Annotated in this window: 10 protein-coding genes; 7 read left to right on the forward strand and 3 right to left on the reverse strand. The window is 64.2% G+C overall.

Going from position 1 to position 16,295, the window contains the following annotated elements; translation table 11 throughout:
• Positions 1-80: 80 nt before the first annotated feature.
• Both GGD65_RS09000 and GGD65_RS09005 read right to left on the reverse strand, forming a co-directional pair.
• Complete coding sequence (locus GGD65_RS09000) at positions 81-1,568, reverse strand: NAD(P)/FAD-dependent oxidoreductase (protein ID WP_183235058.1); 1,488 nt, start codon at positions 1,566-1,568, stop codon at positions 81-83.
• A gap of 108 nt (positions 1,569-1,676) precedes the next feature.
• Positions 1,677-2,141: a cupin domain-containing protein gene (locus tag GGD65_RS09005; protein WP_183235060.1), complete on the reverse strand. Its 465-nt coding sequence runs from the start codon at positions 2,139-2,141 to the stop codon at positions 1,677-1,679.
• A gap of 188 nt (positions 2,142-2,329) precedes the next feature.
• On the opposite strand from GGD65_RS09005, the gene GGD65_RS09010 reads away from it, so the two are divergent.
• A complete protein-coding gene (locus GGD65_RS09010) occupies positions 2,330-3,355 on the forward strand; it encodes an AraC family transcriptional regulator (protein ID WP_183235061.1) in 1,026 nt (341 codons plus the stop codon).
• Between the two features lie 10 nt (positions 3,356-3,365).
• Here GGD65_RS09010 and GGD65_RS09015 read toward each other — a convergent pair whose 3' ends face one another.
• Positions 3,366-5,231, reverse strand: a complete 1,866-nt coding sequence (locus GGD65_RS09015; protein WP_183235062.1) for an ATP-binding protein — start codon at positions 5,229-5,231, stop codon at positions 3,366-3,368.
• Positions 5,232-5,466: 235 nt separating this feature from the next.
• On the opposite strand from GGD65_RS09015, the gene GGD65_RS09020 reads away from it, so the two are divergent.
• The 6 genes from GGD65_RS09020 to GGD65_RS09045 all read left to right on the forward strand — a co-directional run bounded on the left by GGD65_RS09020 (position 5,467) and on the right by GGD65_RS09045 (position 16,116).
• Positions 5,467-6,795 carry an FAD-binding oxidoreductase gene (locus GGD65_RS09020; RefSeq protein WP_183235063.1) on the forward strand — a complete coding sequence of 443 codons (1,329 nt, stop codon included), beginning with the start codon at positions 5,467-5,469 and terminating at the stop codon, positions 6,793-6,795.
• Between the two features lie 8 nt (positions 6,796-6,803).
• On the forward strand, positions 6,804-7,730 hold the full coding sequence (locus GGD65_RS09025; RefSeq protein ID WP_183235065.1) for a glyoxylate/hydroxypyruvate reductase A: 927 nt from the start codon (positions 6,804-6,806) through the stop codon (positions 7,728-7,730).
• A gap of 453 nt (positions 7,731-8,183) precedes the next feature.
• Complete coding sequence (locus GGD65_RS09030; protein WP_018318571.1) at positions 8,184-8,702, forward strand: hypothetical protein; 519 nt, start codon at positions 8,184-8,186, stop codon at positions 8,700-8,702.
• A gap of 313 nt (positions 8,703-9,015) precedes the next feature.
• Complete coding sequence (locus tag GGD65_RS09035) at positions 9,016-12,345, forward strand: adenylate/guanylate cyclase domain-containing protein (RefSeq protein WP_183235066.1); 3,330 nt, start codon at positions 9,016-9,018, stop codon at positions 12,343-12,345.
• Between the two features lie 306 nt (positions 12,346-12,651).
• Positions 12,652-13,932 (forward strand): HlyD family efflux transporter periplasmic adaptor subunit, encoded by a 1,281-nt coding sequence (locus GGD65_RS09040; protein ID WP_179736309.1) that lies wholly within the window; start codon positions 12,652-12,654, stop codon positions 13,930-13,932.
• Between the two features lie 12 nt (positions 13,933-13,944).
• Entirely contained in the window at positions 13,945-16,116 is a 2,172-nt protein-coding gene (locus GGD65_RS09045; protein ID WP_183235067.1) for a glycosyltransferase family 2 protein, read from the forward strand.
• Positions 16,117-16,295 lie beyond the last annotated feature (179 nt).

The raw sequence follows: 16,295 nt of genomic DNA on the forward strand, positions 1-16,295 counted from the left end.
GATTCGATGCCAGGGAGATCGTAAGCATTGGAGGCGAGGGCTGGCGAGATGCAAATCCCGCTCGGCCGCAATTCTTCTGCTCAGGCCGCGCGATAGTCCGGCGCCGTCGCCAGGAATTTCGCATAGGCATCCGCATCCGGCGGCTGGAAGCGCCCTTTGAGCCCGCCGGTCTTCTGGTTCTTGGTGCCGATGTCGGCCATCAGCTCGTCGAAATGGCGGTAGTGATAGGGCGCGACGCAGAGGCCGCCATAGACGCCCGCGGCCGGCCGCTCGACACGCTTGAAGTGCAGCATCATCTCGATGTTGTCGTGCATCTGCCGCGCCGTCGGCTGGTTCGCGAGCTGGCCGTCGGCATAGCGTACCAGCCAGTTGGCGGCGAGGTCGGCGCAGAGCACGGTGCAGAATGACGAGTTGAAGCCGACGAAGCCGAGCTCGGGCAGGTCAGGGTTGGCGATCAGGCGGTAGAGCCGGTACTGCCCGTCGGCATCGACCAGCTTCTGCTTGTAGGCCGCGGGCAGGAACGGCACGCCGAGCTTGTAGCCGATCGCGAGCACCGCGACGTCGGCGCTCACGCGCTCGCCGCCGCTCATCACGATGCTGTCGCCGTCATAATGGCCGAAGGTGCCGAACACCGCCTTGATGCGGCCGTCGGCGACCATCGGGTAGAACCCGGGCGTTGCGATCGGAACCGAGCAATTGACGCCGTCCTCGATCCGCTCCTTCGGCACCATCTTGCAGCGGCCGAGCTTGAGCTGCGCCTTGAGCAGGCTCTCCAGCCCGCGCCAGTTCGCCCACACCAGCGGCGCGGCGATGCGGTGCGCAAGCCGCGTCATCGCGCCGATGCCCCAGCCTGGAAACATCTCCTCCTGCGCGCGGATGTAGAGGATGCGCTTGAAGTTCACGAGGCCGCCGATGAAATAGGGAATGCGCCAGACCGGCTCGCGCATCACGATGGTGACCTCGCGCGCGCCCGATTTCACCGCGTTGACGGCGATGTCGGTCGCGGACTTCGAGCCGCCGAGTACGACCACGCGGCGTCCTTTCGCCAGCGTGGGATCGCCGTATTTCGACGAATGCAGGATCTGCCCGCCCTGGGCCAGAAAGGCGTCCTCGCCGGGGCAATGCAGCTCGCGCGGCTCGTTGAACTGCCCGGTGCAGACCGCGACGAAATCGAAATCCTCGTTCGTGGTCGCGCCGTCCCTGTTTTTCAATGCGAGGGTCCAGCCCGGCTTGCCGGCGCGGCGCGCCATGCCGGCGACCTCGGTGCCAAGGCGCAGCATGCGGTCGAGACCGAAGCTCCTGGCATAGTCGGCGAGATAGGCGTGAACTTGGGGCCCGGTCGGCCATTCCGGATAGGCCTCCGGCATGGCGCGGTCGGTGTAGCGGTAGAGCTCCTTCGGGCTCTGGGTCTGCACGTCAGGGTAGGAGCGCGCCGGCTCCCAGACGCCGCCGAGATCGGCGCTGCGCTCGACGATGGTGACGCGGTGGCCGCGGCTGGAGAATGCCTTGGCGGCAGCAAGGCCGGAGACGCCGGCGCCGATCACGCAGACATGCTTGGGGCTGACCATGGGATTGGCTCGCAATCAATGTGTTTTCCGCGGGCAAGCGGCCACGTTCGGCCGCAAGGCGCGGCCGGCGGAGCTGCAAGCAGATGAAAGTGGACGAGGGGTCCGTGCCTAGTCGTTGGCCTCGGGCGGCAGGAAGTCGACCTCATGCAGCGCCGAGATGCGCACGACCTCGGCGGGGTCGGTCAGATTGTGCAACTGGTTGAACAGCGCCTCCAGCTTCTGCATCGGCGAGACCCAGAACAGCGCGCGGCACGGCTTATCGGACTTGTTGAAATAGCCGTGCGGGATGCCGCGGGGCATGCGCACGAGATCGCCGGCATGGGCCTTGACCCATTTTCCGTCGAGCTTGAGGTCGAGCGTGCCCTCCTGCACCAGGATGAACTCGTCCTGGGTCGGATGGATGTGCACCGGTACGAACTGGCCGGGATCGCTGTTGGTCTCGAACGCAAAGGTGGAGTCGGTGACGGCCTTGGGGAAGTAGACCTGGCCCAGAATGTTCCAGCTCTTGCCGCCGTAGCCTGTGCCAGCGGCGGTAATGCCCTTTTCGAGTGCAGTCTTTTCAGGTGCAGTCATGGCGCGCTCCCAATGGATTCCGGCGAGGATGGAGCTTCAGTCAACAATGGGTCGCCTGTCTATCCGCTAAACGAATCCGCGAGCGCCTGTTGCCCTGCAGCATGACGATTTTGCCGAAGCCGCCCTTTCCGCGTCCGGGGAACTATTATAGGCTTAAAGCAATTCCGTGACGCGAAGCGTGGTCGACCATGTCCGCAGCCGTGCTGGAAATGAACGCAAGGGCGCCCGCGGCCGACCGGCTCGCGGATTTCGCCCGCGTCACCACCGACGATGTCGACGAAGCGGCCGAACAGATCGGGCGCATCTTCTGCCCGCACGATCTCAAGCCGGCACAGGCGCGCGCGGCCGGCTTCTCCGCCCGGCACAATTGCGCCGGCTTCGACGGCTTTTCCATCAATTACGTGGCCTATGGCGGATCGGTCGGCATCGATCCGGGCTGCCTCGAGCGCTTCTTCCTGGTGCAGGTCCCGCTCACCGGCACGGCCTATATTCGCGCCGGCACGACCGAGCTCGACGCCGCGCCGGAGCGGACGGCGTCGCTGCTGTCGCCGACGATCCCGACCCGGATGATGTGGCGCGACTGCGCGCAGGCGATCCTGCTGTTTGACCGCCGCGTGGTCGAGCAGCGCGCCGCGGCGCTGTCGGGCAGGGCATCAGGCACGGTCGAGTTCGATCCCGTGATCGATTTGGAGGCGCCGGCCGGGCGCGCCTTGCGCGGTAGTCTCGCCCAGCTGATGATGCTTGCCGAGCGTCTCGGTCCCTCCGGCCGGCTGTCGGCGGTCGCGATGGCCGATTGGCGCGAGCTGCTGCTCGATCACCTGCTCAACGGTCAGCGCCATGGCCTGTCGGATGCGATTCAAACGTTTTCGGGGCAGGCCGAGCGGCTGCCGCGCGCGCTCCGCGCGGCGCGGGACCATCTTGCGGACAATGCCGGCGAGCCGCTCGACCTTGCGCGGCTCGCCTGTGCCGCCGGCATCGGCATCCGCGCGCTCCAGCTCGGCTTCCGCCGTCACTTCGGCCTGTCGATCTCGCAGATGCTGCTCGACATGCGCCTCGCCGGTCTGCACGCCCGCCTGGCGCAGGCCGCGCCCGATGCCTCCATCACCGACATCGCCTTCGATCTCGGCTTCACCCATCTCAGCCGTATGGCCGGCGCCTACCGCGAAAAATTCGGCGAGACGCCGTCGGCGACGCTGCGGCGACGGATGAGCTAGCGCGAGAGAGCTATTTCCGCGGCCGCGTCGTGCCGTTGTCTTCCGCCGCCTGTTTGCGCAGGAACGCCTCGACATCCGCCTGCACCGAGTAGGGCGTCGGGATCGCGTCGCCGGCGGAATCGACGGCGGTGTCGAGGCAGCGGCGCAGCATGCGGGCGAGCTCGGCCTTGCGGTAAGGCTTTCTCAAGAGCGGCGCGCCCATCGTCGCACGTCCCTGCGCGTGCAGCGAATCGTAGGCGTAGCCCGACGTGAACAGCACCCGCAGAGAGGGGCGCGCCGCCACCATCTGCTCGGCGAGCTCGCGTCCATTCATGCCGCCGGCCATCACGATGTCGGTGAAGAGCAGGTCGAACGGCGTGCCTTCGGCCGCAATCGCGAGCGCCTCGGTCGCATTGGCGGCCGGGATGACCTTGTAGCCGAGCCCTTCGAGCTGGACCGTGACGTATTGGCGGACGTCGCGGTCGTCTTCGACGCAGAGCACGGTTTCCCTGCCGCCCACGATCTTGCGGTCGTCATAGCCGGTCGGGCGTAGCGCGCTCGCCTCCGCCTTCGGCAAATAGAGCGTGAAGATCGTGCCGCGTCCTTCTTCGGAGGCGACCTTGATGCCGCCGCCGGACTGCTTGACGAAACCGAACACCATGCTGAGCCCGAGTCCCGTGCCCTTGCCGACGTCCTTGGTGGAGAAGAACGGATCGAAGATCCGCTCCAGGATGGCCTGCGGAATGCCGGTGCCGGTGTCGGCAATCTCGATCTCGACATAGTCGCCGGCATAGCCGGCGCCGACCGCGACGGCCTCGCGGACGCCGAACACGACGTTGCGCGTCGTCAGCGTCAGCCTGCCGCCGTCCAGCATGGCGTCGCGCGCGTTGATCGCGAGGTTGAGCAGCGCCGAGCTCAGCTGGCCGCGGTCGGCATAGGCAAGCCAGACGTTGCGGTCGAGCCTGGTCACGATCTCGATCTTCTTGTCGAAGGTCGCCAGCAGCAGCTTTGCCAGCTCTTCCAGCAGCTCGTTGACGTCGATCTCGGCCGGCTGCAGCGCCTGCTTGCGGGCAAAGGACAGCAGGCTCGACGTCAGCGCGGCGCCGCGATCGGCGGCCTCGCTGATCAGCTTGGTGATGGTCGCAAGCGGCGGGTTGTCCCTGACGGCGTCGGCCAGGATCTCGATCGTGCCTGTGATCACCGTGAGCATGTTGTTGAATTCATGTGCGATGCCGCCGGTGAGCTGCCCGACCGCCTCCATCTTCTGGGACTGCACCAGCTGCTCCTCGGCAGCGCGTTTCTGGGTGATGTCCCTGACGAAGGTGTTGATGACGGCGCGCTCGCCCAGCCGCAACACCGTGCTGGACGCCTCGGCCAGGATCTGGTCGCCGTTCCTGTGGATCAGGGCGAGCTCGAAGCGCAGGCCGGACGGCGTGTCCGACAATTCCGGCACCAGCCGCGCCATGCGCTGCCTGAAGGCGGCCCGCAGCGGCTCGGCGACGATGAGATCGACGACGTCGGCGCCGAGCGCCTCCTCGCGCGTCCATCCGGTCAGGGCCTCCGCCTGAAAGCTCCACTCCAGCACGGCGCCGCTGTCGTCGATCTGAATGAAGGCATCGAGCGCGGTCTTGATGACGGCTTGCATCATCTGCGCGCTGTCGCTGCGCGCCCGCGCCAGCTCGGTCGATTGCGTGGCGGCGCGCTTGTCCTCCGATCTCTCGATCGCGCGATTGCAGAGGTGCACGAGCAGTGCGGCAACGGCGGCGCTTGCGATTAGGGCTGCGATCTGGGCCATGCCGAACCCGGGTCCGGCCACGGCATAGGAGGCGAGGAGGGCCGCCGCGGTCACCACGACCTGTGCGGCCATCGCGAGTGTCAGAAGCCCCCTGAGTTTCATGGTCTCCCACCAAAGAAGACTACCGCACTGGCTGCCCGGTCCCGGGTGCCGCTTTGATGTGAGCTACAGACTCCGCGCGGCGGCGTCGAGGGGCAATTTGCGGTGGTGTCGGCCGGCGCCCTTCTTCGGCCTCAACCTGCGGGCGAATCGCATGGCAAGGAGGCGCGCATACAAGCAATGCGATTGACAGCTGTACTGAGGCGTGATCGTTCGAACTGAACTCCAGGAGTGCTCCATGTCCCCGCCGCTCAACCGTATCAACAGCGACGAACGCCTGCCGCAGCAGGTCGATGTCGTCGTCATCGGCGGCGGCGTCATCGGTGTCTCCGCGGCCTATCATCTGGCGAAGAAGGGTCTCTCGGTCGCGCTGGTCGAGAAGGGCCACGTCGGCGGCGAGCAGTCGAGCCGCAATTGGGGCTGGTGCCGCCAGCAGGGCCGCGCGCGCGAGGAGATCCCGCTGGCTCGCGAGGCGCTGCGGCTGTGGGAGGACATGCAGAACGACGCCGGCGTCGATGCCGGCTTCCGCCGCACCGGCGTTCTGTTCCTGACCAAGAGCAAGGACGAGCTTGCGAGCTGGGAGCGCTGGGCCGCGCTCGCGCGCGAGATGCAGGTCCACTCCACCGTGCTGACGCCGGCCGAGGTTGCCGAGCGCATGCCGGGCAATACCGACACATGGGTCGGCGGCCTGCATACGCCGAGCGACGGGCGTGCCGAGCCGTCGATGGCCGTGCCCGCGCTCGCCACCGCCGCGCGAAAGCACGGCGTCACCATCCATCAGGGCTGCGCCGCGCGGGGACTGGAGACGACTGGCGGTCGCGTCAGCGCCGTCGTCACCGAGAAGGGCACCATTCGCACCCAGTCCGTGCTGCTGTCAGGCGGCGCATGGTCGTCGCTGTTCTGCCGCCGTCATGGCATCGAGCTGCCGATCGGCCTCGTCAACGCCACCGCCTGCCGGACCACGCCGGGACCGGAGATCACCTCGGGCGCGCTGGGCACCGATCTCTACTGCGTCCGCCGCCGCCTCGACGGCGGCTTCACGCTGGCCCTGCGCAACCGGGGCACGGTCGAGCTGTCGCCCGATCTGTTCCGCTATGCGCGCACCTTCTGGCCAACCTATTTGCATCGCAAGAACGGACTGAAGCTGTCGTTGGGCAAGTCCTTCATCGACCAGATCGTGCGCGGCACCAGCTGGAGCTTTGACAAGCCGTCGCCGTTCGAGACCGAGCGCGTGCGCGACCCCGAGCCCGACATGTCGCTGGTGAATGCGGCGCTGGCCTCATTGATCAAGGCCAACCCGGAATTGAAGGACATTGAGATCGCGGAAGCCTGGGGCGGCACCATCGACTGCACGCCCGACACGATCCCGGTGATCTCGCCGGTAGACGCCTTGCCGGGCTTTTTCCTCGCGACCGGATTCTCCGGCCACGGCTTTGGCATCGGCCCCGCCGCCGGCAAGCTCGCCGCCGACATCGTGACCGGCGCCGCGCCGCTGGTCGATCCCGCCGCCTACAGCCACAAGCGCATGATCGACGGTCGCCGGCTCGCGCCGGTCAGCCCGTTCTGAGGGCTCGCATGACGGTTCTCTACAAGGCCAATATGGTTCGCGGCGCCGAATGGGCGCGCTTCTTCGCGGAGCGTGCGCCCGATGTCCCATTCCGGCTCTGGCCTGACATCGGCGATCCCGCCAACGTCCGCTATCTCGTTGCGTGGGTGCCGCCTGACGATATCGCGACGACGTTTCCCAATCTCGAGCTGGTCTTCTCGGTCGGCGCTGGCGTCGATCAGTTCGATGCCACGAAAGTGCCCGCGCACATTCCGCTTGTCCGCATGCTGGAGCCCGGCATCGCCGAGACCATGGTGGAGTACGTCGCCATGGCCGTGCTCGGTCTGCATCGCGACCTCCTGCAGTTCATCGATCAGCAGAAGCAGCAGGTCTGGCGCGAGATCCGGATCACGCCGGCGAAACGGCGGCGTGTCGGTGTGATGGGGCTTGGCCAGCTCGGCCAGGCCGTGCTCGAACGCCTCAAGGTGTTCGGCTTCCCGCTCTCGGGATGGAATCGCTCGGCGCGTGAGATCGAGGGCGTGACCTGCCACGTGGGTGCAGAGGCGCTGCCAGATTTCCTCGCGCAGAGCGACATTCTCGTCTGCCTGCTGCCGTTGACCGACGAGACCCGCGGCATCCTCAGCGCCGATCTATTCGCTCGCCTGCCGCGCGGTGCGTCCCTCGTCAATGTCGGACGTGGACCGCATCTCATTGAGGCCGATTTCCTCGCGGCCCTCGACAGCGGTGCGCTGTCGGGCGCGGTGCTCGATGTCACCGAACCCGAGCCGTTGCCTGAGGGACATCCGTTCTGGAGCCATCCGCGCATCCTGCTGACGCCGCACAATGCCAGCATGACGACGCCGGACACGGCCGTCGATTTCGTGCTCGATGTCATCGATCGTCATCGTCGCGGCGAGGAATTGCCGGGGCGTGTCGATCGCAGTCGCGGTTACTGAGGGCGTGATGGTGATGGGAACACCGGTCTAGCCAAGAGCTCCTTTTACCTCTCCCGCTTGCGGGTGAGGTCGGCGCGCAGCGCCGGGTGAGGGTTCTCTCCTCTTGGGGGGAGGGTGGCGCGACGATGAGGATTTGTCCTCCTGAAATTGTGACTGGATGGAGCGAGAGGGAACTGCGGCATGTGAACCGCCTCATATTCCATCACTCTCTTATCGAGCTATCACTCCCGCAAGAAATTGTCGCACCTGGAGCCAACTGGCAGACACGGGTGAGATGCAAATGCCTGCGAAGCCGCGTGCTCGCAGCTTTGGATTGGCTCTCGTCCTGGTCACGAGCAAGCCAACCCCATCACTCAACACAGATCTTTCAGAAATTGGAATCAAGGGCATCGAGAAACGCGTCCTGGCAGCTTCTAGTCGGGGTCGGCCGGTAGGCTGCCAGAGGAGCCCCCAATGAAGATTAGCAGCGCAATTTCCAGCGCCTTTTCCCTAAGAAGGCAGGTCGGCAGTCTTCGGATCGCCCGTTCCAGCCTGATCAAGTCGGCCCACCTTCTTGAAAGAATTGGGCTGGCAGCCGTTGGGGCCTCTTGTGGCCTCTACGTGGGTGCGACCCTGTTGCGTCAGAAAGGCGGAATGTTTGAAAGCGGCTGGATCGTGCTGATAACAATGCTCTATGGAGCTCTCAGCTATTATGTCGGGATTGATTTGTCCGGCAATGTCGCACGAAGGGCGACATCGAACATCTCGGAAGAATGGAATGGTTCTGAGCCGGCTGAGCTCATGAGTGCGGCTGGAACGTTCAGCGCGGCGATTGCCGCTACGCTGTCCGTCAGCATCCTTGTCCTTGATCAAAACCTGCCTAACGGCCTGATAGGCTTTGTTGCCGGCTGTTGGGTGGTTGGTTCTTCGCTTCAAGTTGCGGCGGGTGCAATGACTCGCAGCTCCGATGCGCCCACGAACGAGCAACGATAAAAGTGCGCCTCACGGAAAACGTGCACTTGGCATCGTATGTGCGCACAAGCCGCAGTGTTGGTTCGGCTTCAGGTCTGCAGTGAGCAGCGACGACTCATCGCAACCTCTGCCATCTAACGCTGCGCGCGGGCGATGTTTGGTAGCGCAGCCGTTCGCATCGAGCAGTGTCCCGGTCGAAAAACGTGTCGGTATCGAGTAACCTAAATTTTCGCGCGACAAACAAGACGTGCCATCATGGTGGGGTTGGGATATTGTCCCTGCGCGCCGTGGTCCAAAATTCTGCTAACCGCCAACCACACGATCGGTGGAGCCAATGCAGATTGCGGAGTGGCTCGAGAAGCTGGGGCTTGGGCAATACGCAGAGCGTTTTGTCCAAAATGGGATCGACATGGGCGTCCTTCCCGAGCTGATGGTCGAGGACTTCGACAAGCTCGGAGTCCTGCTCGGGCATCGCCGCAAAATGCTGCGTGCGATTGCCGACCTTGATCCAGCCGCGTTGATCGCATCGCCGGCTCCTCCTCACGACGCCGAGCGTCGCCACCTCACCGTCATGTTTTGCGATCTGGTCGGCTCGACAGCGCTCTCGGCGCGTCTCGATCCCGAGGATCTGTGGGAAGTGATCCGGGCGTACCGCGCCGCCTGCGGGAGCGTCATTGCCGCTTATGACGGCAGGATAGCCAGGTTCGTTGGTGACGGAATACTCGTCTATTTCGGGTATCCGCGCGCCCACGAAGATGATGCGGAGCGGGCAGTGCGAGCGGGCCTCGATATTATCGCTGCGATTCGCCAGCTCAAGACAGGCGCCGGCGAACGGGTTGAACTGCGGATCGCAATTGCGACCGGGCTTGTGGTGGTCGGCGATCTCATCAGCGGAGATGCATCGGAGGAGCACGCAACCATCGGCGATGCACCAAACCTCGCTGCTCGGCTTCAAAGCCTGGCCGAGCCGGGGGCGGTCGTCGTTGCCTCGTCGACGCGCCGGCTGCTTGGCGATCTCTTCACCTTTCGCAATCTCGGTCGCCGCGAGGTCAAGGGGATAGGCGAACCCATCGCGGTCTGGGCGGTGGAAGGAGCGACCTCATCGGAGAGTCGCTTCGAGGCGGTCCGCGCCGCGCGCTCGATCGGCTTTGTCGGCCGCAAGGACGAGATCGAGTTCATTCTCTCGCGCCAGCGGGAGGCATGGCAGGGCCAGGGCCAGATCGTATTGATTTCCGGCGAAGCGGGCATCGGCAAGTCGCGCATCGTGGCAATGCTGTCCGAGAGCCCCTCGTTGGGGACGCACCGTCGCGTGCGATATCAGTGTTCGCCTTACCACACCAACAGCGCACTTCATCCCTTTGTCGCGCAGCTCGAGCGCGCCGCCGGAATCCGCTCCCACGACACGCCAGACCAAAAGCTCGACAAGCTCGAGGCGATGCTGGCAATAGGAACCCGGCAAGTCGCCCGGGCCACGCCACTCATTGCGGCCCTGCTCTCGATTCCGACCGGCGACCATTGCCCGCCACTCGGCTTGAGCCCGGCGCAGCAGAGGCGACAGACATTTGCCGCCCTTCTCGATCAGCTCGAGGGATTGGCGCGAGACCAGCCTCTGCTGATCATCTGCGAGGATATGCATTGGGCCGATGCGACGACACTTGAACTGTTCGATCTCGCGGTCGATCGGATCAGGGGCCTGCAGATACTCGTGCTCTTGACGTCCCGGCCGGAGTTCGAGCCCTCCTGGTCGGGCCTTGCCAATGTCAGTCTGTTGCGGCTCGACCGGCTCGATCGGCAGGACACGCGCGCGCTGGTCGAGCAGGTGGTCGTCGGTCGCCAGCTGCCACGCGAGATGATGAAGCAGATCATCGACAAGACCGATGGCATACCGCTATTCGTCGAAGAGTTGACCAAGATGGTGCTGGAGTCCGGGCTGCTCGTCGAAGATGCCGGGCGCTACCGCCTGAATAGCCCGCTCCCGCCGCTTGCTATCCCCGCGACGCTGCAGGATTCGCTGATGGCGCGGCTCGACCGGCTCGCTCCGGTCAAGGAGGTAGCGCAGATAGGCGCCGCCATTGGCCGTGACTTCTCGTACGCACTGCTGAAAACCGTGGCGGGACGCGACGATCTGACGCTGAACGCTGCGTTGGGACAACTTGAAGAGGCCGAACTGCTGTTGCGTCGTGGCACGCCGCCCGAAGCAAATTACAGTTTCAAGCACGCCCTTGTTCAGGAGGCAGCCTACGAGAGTCTGCTCAAGAGCAAACGGCAGCTGCTTCATACCCGCATTGGCGAAGTTCTGCGCGAGAAGTTTCCAGCAATCGCCGAGACCGAACCGGAAGTTCTGGCGCACCACTTCACTGAGGCGGGGCTGAGCGAGACGGCCCTCGAATGGTGGCGCAAGGCGGGCCAGCAGGCGTTGAAACGCTCGGCCTATTCCGAGGCGATCGCGCATCTCGGCAAGGCCATTGCGACCGCCGATCAGTTGCCTGATGATTCCCGCCGGATCATGAGCAGGCTGCATCTTCAGATCGCATATGGCCGTGCCTTGCGGGGCAGCCTCGGCCACAGCGCTCCAGAGACGGTCGCGGCATGGACGCGTGCGCGCCAGTTCGCAGCCGACATCGATGATCCCGTTGAACTTGCGCCGGTGCAGTCGGGGCTCTTCAATGCCTGCCTGACCCACGGCGAACTCGCTCCGATGCGGGAGCTGGCGGACGCCATCAGGAGCGCCGCTGACCGACGACCGGACTCGCCGGTGGCCGCCGTCGTCGCCCATTGGACGGGCGGCGTCACCTGCTGGTTCGAGGGCGATTACTTGAATGCGAGAACGCATCTTGAGCGGGCGCTGGGGATCTATGGTGCCGAACCGGATCCCGCGACCTTCAGGGCGTCTGCGCTGGATCTGCCGTTCGTGATCATGAGGTTTCTTGCCCTGGTGCTCTGGCCGCTCGGTAGCACCGCTCGTGCGCGCAAGCTCGCCGCGGAAGCGGTGGGTGCTCCGGGCGAAAAACGGGCGCTGTCCCAGGCCAACGCGCTGGTTCATCGCGCTGTGTTCGACGGGGTATGCGGGGGCATGTTGCAGCAAACAGAGACGATCCTGGCGCTCGGCCTCGCGCGCGACCACACGATGCCGCTGTACGTGGCCGCGGGCACCTACCTGAATGGCCTCGCCAAGTGGCGTGCCGGCGACCGGATGGCCGGACTGGCGGACATGCGTCACGGCTGGGCCTTCCTGCACGAGAACGACTGCTACCTCTGCGAACCGTTCTGGGGGATGCATGTCGCCCTGGCGAATGCAGAGGTGGGCGAAGTCGGGACCGGGCTGGAAATCCTGGACGAATCGATCGCCGGGACGGAACAATCCGGCCAGCATTGGCTCGATGCCGAACTGCATCGTGTCCGCGGTAAACTTGTATCGCGCCAGGATCCTTCGGACGAATCCAGTGCCGAAGAAGCCTTCAAGCGCGCGCTGGACATCGCGCGACACCAGCAGACCAGGACTTTCGAGCTGCGCGGCGCCCTTGAACTTGCACGCCTGTACAAGACAAATGGCCGAGCTGGTGCGGTCTTCGAAGTGCTCGCTCCTGTGCTCGCCGAATTCGATGCGGAGCGAAATCTTCCCGAAGTCCTGGAAGCGAAAGAGCTGCTTGGGAATGGGCGTTAGCCGCGCCATTCGATCGCCGCAAGCGCCGCGCCGACTTCAAGCCGGAATGGGACGATATCCTGATCCTCGACTCGGCAGCCGTAGTTATCCGGTTTTGACACAGCTTAACCTGATGTGGTGAATCCTAGGTATGCTTCTCGTGGTTGCGAAGGCGAGTCTGCCGCGGTGGCGAATCCTGATTTCGGCTGGCGGCAATGTTGTCGGATTGCTCCTTGCCTCAAGGCGCAAACTTCATCCCAACGCCCGACGATTGGTTTGCCTTCGCTGCGGCAGGCGCAGCGACCAAAGCCCATTGGAGATCCAGTCGTGGTCCGTTTGCACGTCGAACGTTTCATTCGCAGCCGGGTTGTTCGTCGAGCTCTGGCGCTCGGGATCATCGCGCTGAGCGGGTGGGCCCTGTTGCCGTATGTGACCTACCGAATCGCTCCCTCCGCCTTTGTCAATGCCGAGCTCATGCGGGTGACTGCACCGTTCGCGGGTCAGCTCTCGCCTGATCTTCCACGCAAGGGCGAATATTTCCAGCAGAGCCGGGTGGTGCCGATGGTCGGGGCGCGTTCGCCGGATCGCCGACACCTCATGGACCTCGATCAGCAGCTTGCCGTGTCCACCAAACGCGCCGAGCTCGCACGTCGGCAACTCGAGGAGATCGCCGGGCTCGATCGCAAGCTCGGCGAGCGCAGCGAGGACTATCGTTTGGGGATGGTCGCGCGCCTGAGCCACGAAATCGGCGAAACGGAAGTTGAAAAAGGCGGCTGTCTCGCCGAGGCGCGGCAGCGGAACGATGTCGCGGGCCGGATGGAGAGGCTCGTGAAGCTCGGCATCAGTTCGCAGATCCGCTCCGGCGAGGCCCAGGCCTCGCAGGAGGCAACCGCAACGCGGTGCCGGATGGCCGATGAACGCCTGCAGCGCCTCAAGACCGAGTTGGGGGCGGCGGAGAAAGGTCTTTATCTTCGCGGCGATGCCAATGACGTGCCCTACTCCCAGCAGCAACGCGAGCGGCTTGTTCTCCGCCGCCAGGAGCTCGAGACGGACGAGTTGCAAAACAGCTCACGTTCTGCGCAACTGGCCGCGGAAATCGCCGAGGAGCGCGCTCGGCTTGATCGTCTCGATCACTACGATCTGTCGTTGCCGGCCGCCCATGTCGTCTGGTCGGTCGCGGCCAGCCCCGGCTCGATGGTCACGGAAGGGCAATCGGTCCTCGATTTTGCAGACTGCCAACGCCGATTCATTGTCGTTGAACTGCCCGAGCGCGATTTCGAGAAGATCAAGGCCGGAGATGCGGCTACCGTCCGCCTGATCGGGAGCGGCGAATGGAAGACCGGCCTGGTCCGGCAAGTCCGCGGATCGGCTGCTTACGCCGACGATCGACTGCTTGCGGCTCGGGTGCCGCGGCCTGATCCGGGCAACATTACCGTTGAGATATCGCTTCCCCCCAACGAAACGTGGGCCGACCGCAATGGCTCCTGCGATATCGGACGGCTGGCCGAAGTGCGCTTCGAGCGCAGAGCCGACGGCTTGCTACGATTGGTCAGCTCGAAGTTGAAATGGCTGACCGCGCGCCTGGAGCTCGACCAGTCGTCGCTGTGAGCGAGGTGTTCCATGCAGGCCATGACTCTGTCTCTCTCTCAGCTGTTCGCGCCGATGGTGGGGATCTTTGCGGCGATGTACCTGTTGGCGCCGACCTTTCCGGTCGCGCGCCTCTGGGCACGTGTCGCGGTCTTTGCCGCGGTTTGGCTTGTCGTGGCTCGCTATCTCGAATGGCGTATTTTCACCACGGTGCTGCCGGCAACTGGCACTTGGTATCAAGTCTACTGGATCTGGTTCTGTCTCTTCGTTGAGCTACTGACTTTCACGGATCAGTTTATTCTTTATCTGATTTTCCTTCGCAGGACCGATCGCCGCAGCGAGGCGGATCAGCACGAGCGTCGGCTTCGCAGCCTGCCGCATGATGAGCTGCCATCGGTCGACGTCCTTATTCCAACCTATGACGAGCCGTTCGAGGTGTTGGAAAAGACGATCACCGGCGCGTTGTGTCTGGACTATCCAAACTTCCAGGTCTGGGTTCTGGATGATGGTCGCCGGCCTTGGCTCAAGAAACTCTGCGAGGAAAAGGGTGCCGGGTATCTCACGCGCGCCGACAACCTGAATGCCAAGGCCGGCAATATCAATCATGCGCTGACGCAGACGAGCGCCGAGTTCTTTGCGATCTTTGACGCGGACTTCGTGCCGCAGTGCAAATTCCTGATGCGCACGATCGGCTTCTTCGCGGATCCAAAGATCGGAATCGTTCAGATCCCGCACACCTTTTACAACGAGGATCCGATGCAGGCGAATCTCGGCCTACACAGGGGATTGCCGGACGAGCAACGGTTCTTCTTCGATTCCATCATGCCCGCGCGCGACGGCTGGGATGGTGCCTTTTGTTGTGGTTCCAACTCCGTCACGCGTCGTGCAGCACTTCGCGTGGTTGGGGATGCCTTGCCAACCCAGTCCATTACCGAAGACATTCTGCTGACGCTGGTCCTGCTGCGCAAAGGGTACATCACCCGTTATCTCAACGAGCCATTGGCGATTGGATTGGCGCCGGAAAGCCTTGACGCGTTTTTCGTGCAACGGCAACGCTGGGCGCGTGGCGCGATCCAGACTCTGTATCTCGCCGCCGGCCCGCTCGGCCCCGGACTGGGCTTGATGCATCGGCTTCTGTTCTTTCCGACTCATTGGCTCTCATTGGGCTTGCGAGCGCTCATGGTCGTGGTGGTTCCGATCGTGTTCATGTGGACCGGTCTAGCGCCTGTCGCCGACGTCACCCCCGAGGCGGTCTTCTTTTACTTGTTCCCCGCGATCCTGGCGCTCAACGGCGGCATCTCCTGGTTTGCGCCGCACGTGCACTTTCCGCTCGCCGCGCAGGTGTCGGCGACGATCCAGAGCTTCAAGATTCTGCCGACGGTGCTCGGGACTCTCGTCAAGCCGATGGGACATGCGTTCAAGGTGACGCCCAAGGGAGCTGCCGCGCGGTGCGCAAGCTACGCCGCGGAGATATTCTGGCCGTCGGCGGCGCTGATGGCGTTGACGGTTGTCGGCCTAGTTCTGAACACCATCCCGGAATGGCGGATGATCGATCATCCGGCCGCTTTACCGATGGTCGCCTTCTGGTCGGTGGTGAACGTCGTCGTGCTCTTCTTCGTCTGCATGACCTCGCTGCAAGCCCGGATGGGACGCGCCGAGGAGCGTTTCGACGTCGATGAATCGGTCTTGATCGAGACTGGGGCCGGCGAACGGCTTTCTGGTCGCGTGAGCAACATCTCCCTCTCTGGCGCTGGCGTTCTGCTCGGCTCCGGCATTGACTGTTCCGGCGCTGGAGAACCGCTGCGCGTGCACATCATGCAGGTGGGCTGGATCGACGCGATGATTGTGCAGCAACGAGGCCGGCTGGCCGGGATGCAGTTCCATTTGCCGCAATCGCTTGAACGAGACCTGCTGATTCGCAAGCTCTTTACCGTCGCCCGTCTGAAGGAGAACGGTGTCGTCGCATGCTCCGTGAACAGGGCGATGCTCAAGAACATCTGGTCAATGGCCGTGCCGTTGCCTCAAATTGTTACAACTGGCGCGAAGCCCACACCGCTTTCGCCGCCGCCGATGCGGTTGCCGGCAGAGAGCCTGGTCATTCGGCCTCAACCGCGGATCGACGATCTGGCACATCTTGCCGGAGTCCGAAGCCTGCATCCGGCCAGTTTCACTGAGCCTCACTTGGCCGAGTGGCCGGCACGCTGAGCGAGGCCGTCAAGTCGGGCTGATTGCTGTGGTGTCCTTCTCGCCCGACAGGTCGATGGGTTATCGATCGACGGTCAAGCCGCTCATCGATGCCGTCAGTCTTCCGAAGCCCTGCCAGAAACTCAACCGGAACGAGCAACTATCCCTGAGCCCAAGGCGTTTACGGGGCTGGGGTGGAG

The sequence above is a fragment of the Bradyrhizobium sp. CIR18 genome, from assembly GCF_014198295.1.
Classification (GTDB): domain Bacteria; phylum Pseudomonadota; class Alphaproteobacteria; order Rhizobiales; family Xanthobacteraceae; genus Bradyrhizobium.

What these genes read in the sequence shown, in the direction of transcription:
- GGD65_RS09045 (WP_183235067.1), top strand. Translation starts at nt 13,945, where the DNA reads ATGCAGGCCATGACTCTGTCTCTCTCTCAGCTGTTCGCGCCGATGGTG.
- GGD65_RS09000 (WP_183235058.1), bottom strand. Translation starts at nt 1,568, where the DNA reads ATGGTCAGCCCCAAGCATGTCTGCGTGATCGGCGCCGGCGTCTCCGGC.
- GGD65_RS09010 (WP_183235061.1), top strand. Translation starts at nt 2,330, where the DNA reads ATGTCCGCAGCCGTGCTGGAAATGAACGCAAGGGCGCCCGCGGCCGAC.
- GGD65_RS09020 (WP_183235063.1), top strand. Translation starts at nt 5,467, where the DNA reads ATGTCCCCGCCGCTCAACCGTATCAACAGCGACGAACGCCTGCCGCAG.
- GGD65_RS09030 (WP_018318571.1), top strand. Translation starts at nt 8,184, where the DNA reads ATGAAGATTAGCAGCGCAATTTCCAGCGCCTTTTCCCTAAGAAGGCAG.
- GGD65_RS09015 (WP_183235062.1), bottom strand. Translation starts at nt 5,231, where the DNA reads ATGAAACTCAGGGGGCTTCTGACACTCGCGATGGCCGCACAGGTCGTG.
- GGD65_RS09025 (WP_183235065.1), top strand. Translation starts at nt 6,804, where the DNA reads ATGACGGTTCTCTACAAGGCCAATATGGTTCGCGGCGCCGAATGGGCG.
- GGD65_RS09005 (WP_183235060.1), bottom strand. Translation starts at nt 2,141, where the DNA reads ATGACTGCACCTGAAAAGACTGCACTCGAAAAGGGCATTACCGCCGCT.
- GGD65_RS09035 (WP_183235066.1), top strand. Translation starts at nt 9,016, where the DNA reads ATGCAGATTGCGGAGTGGCTCGAGAAGCTGGGGCTTGGGCAATACGCA.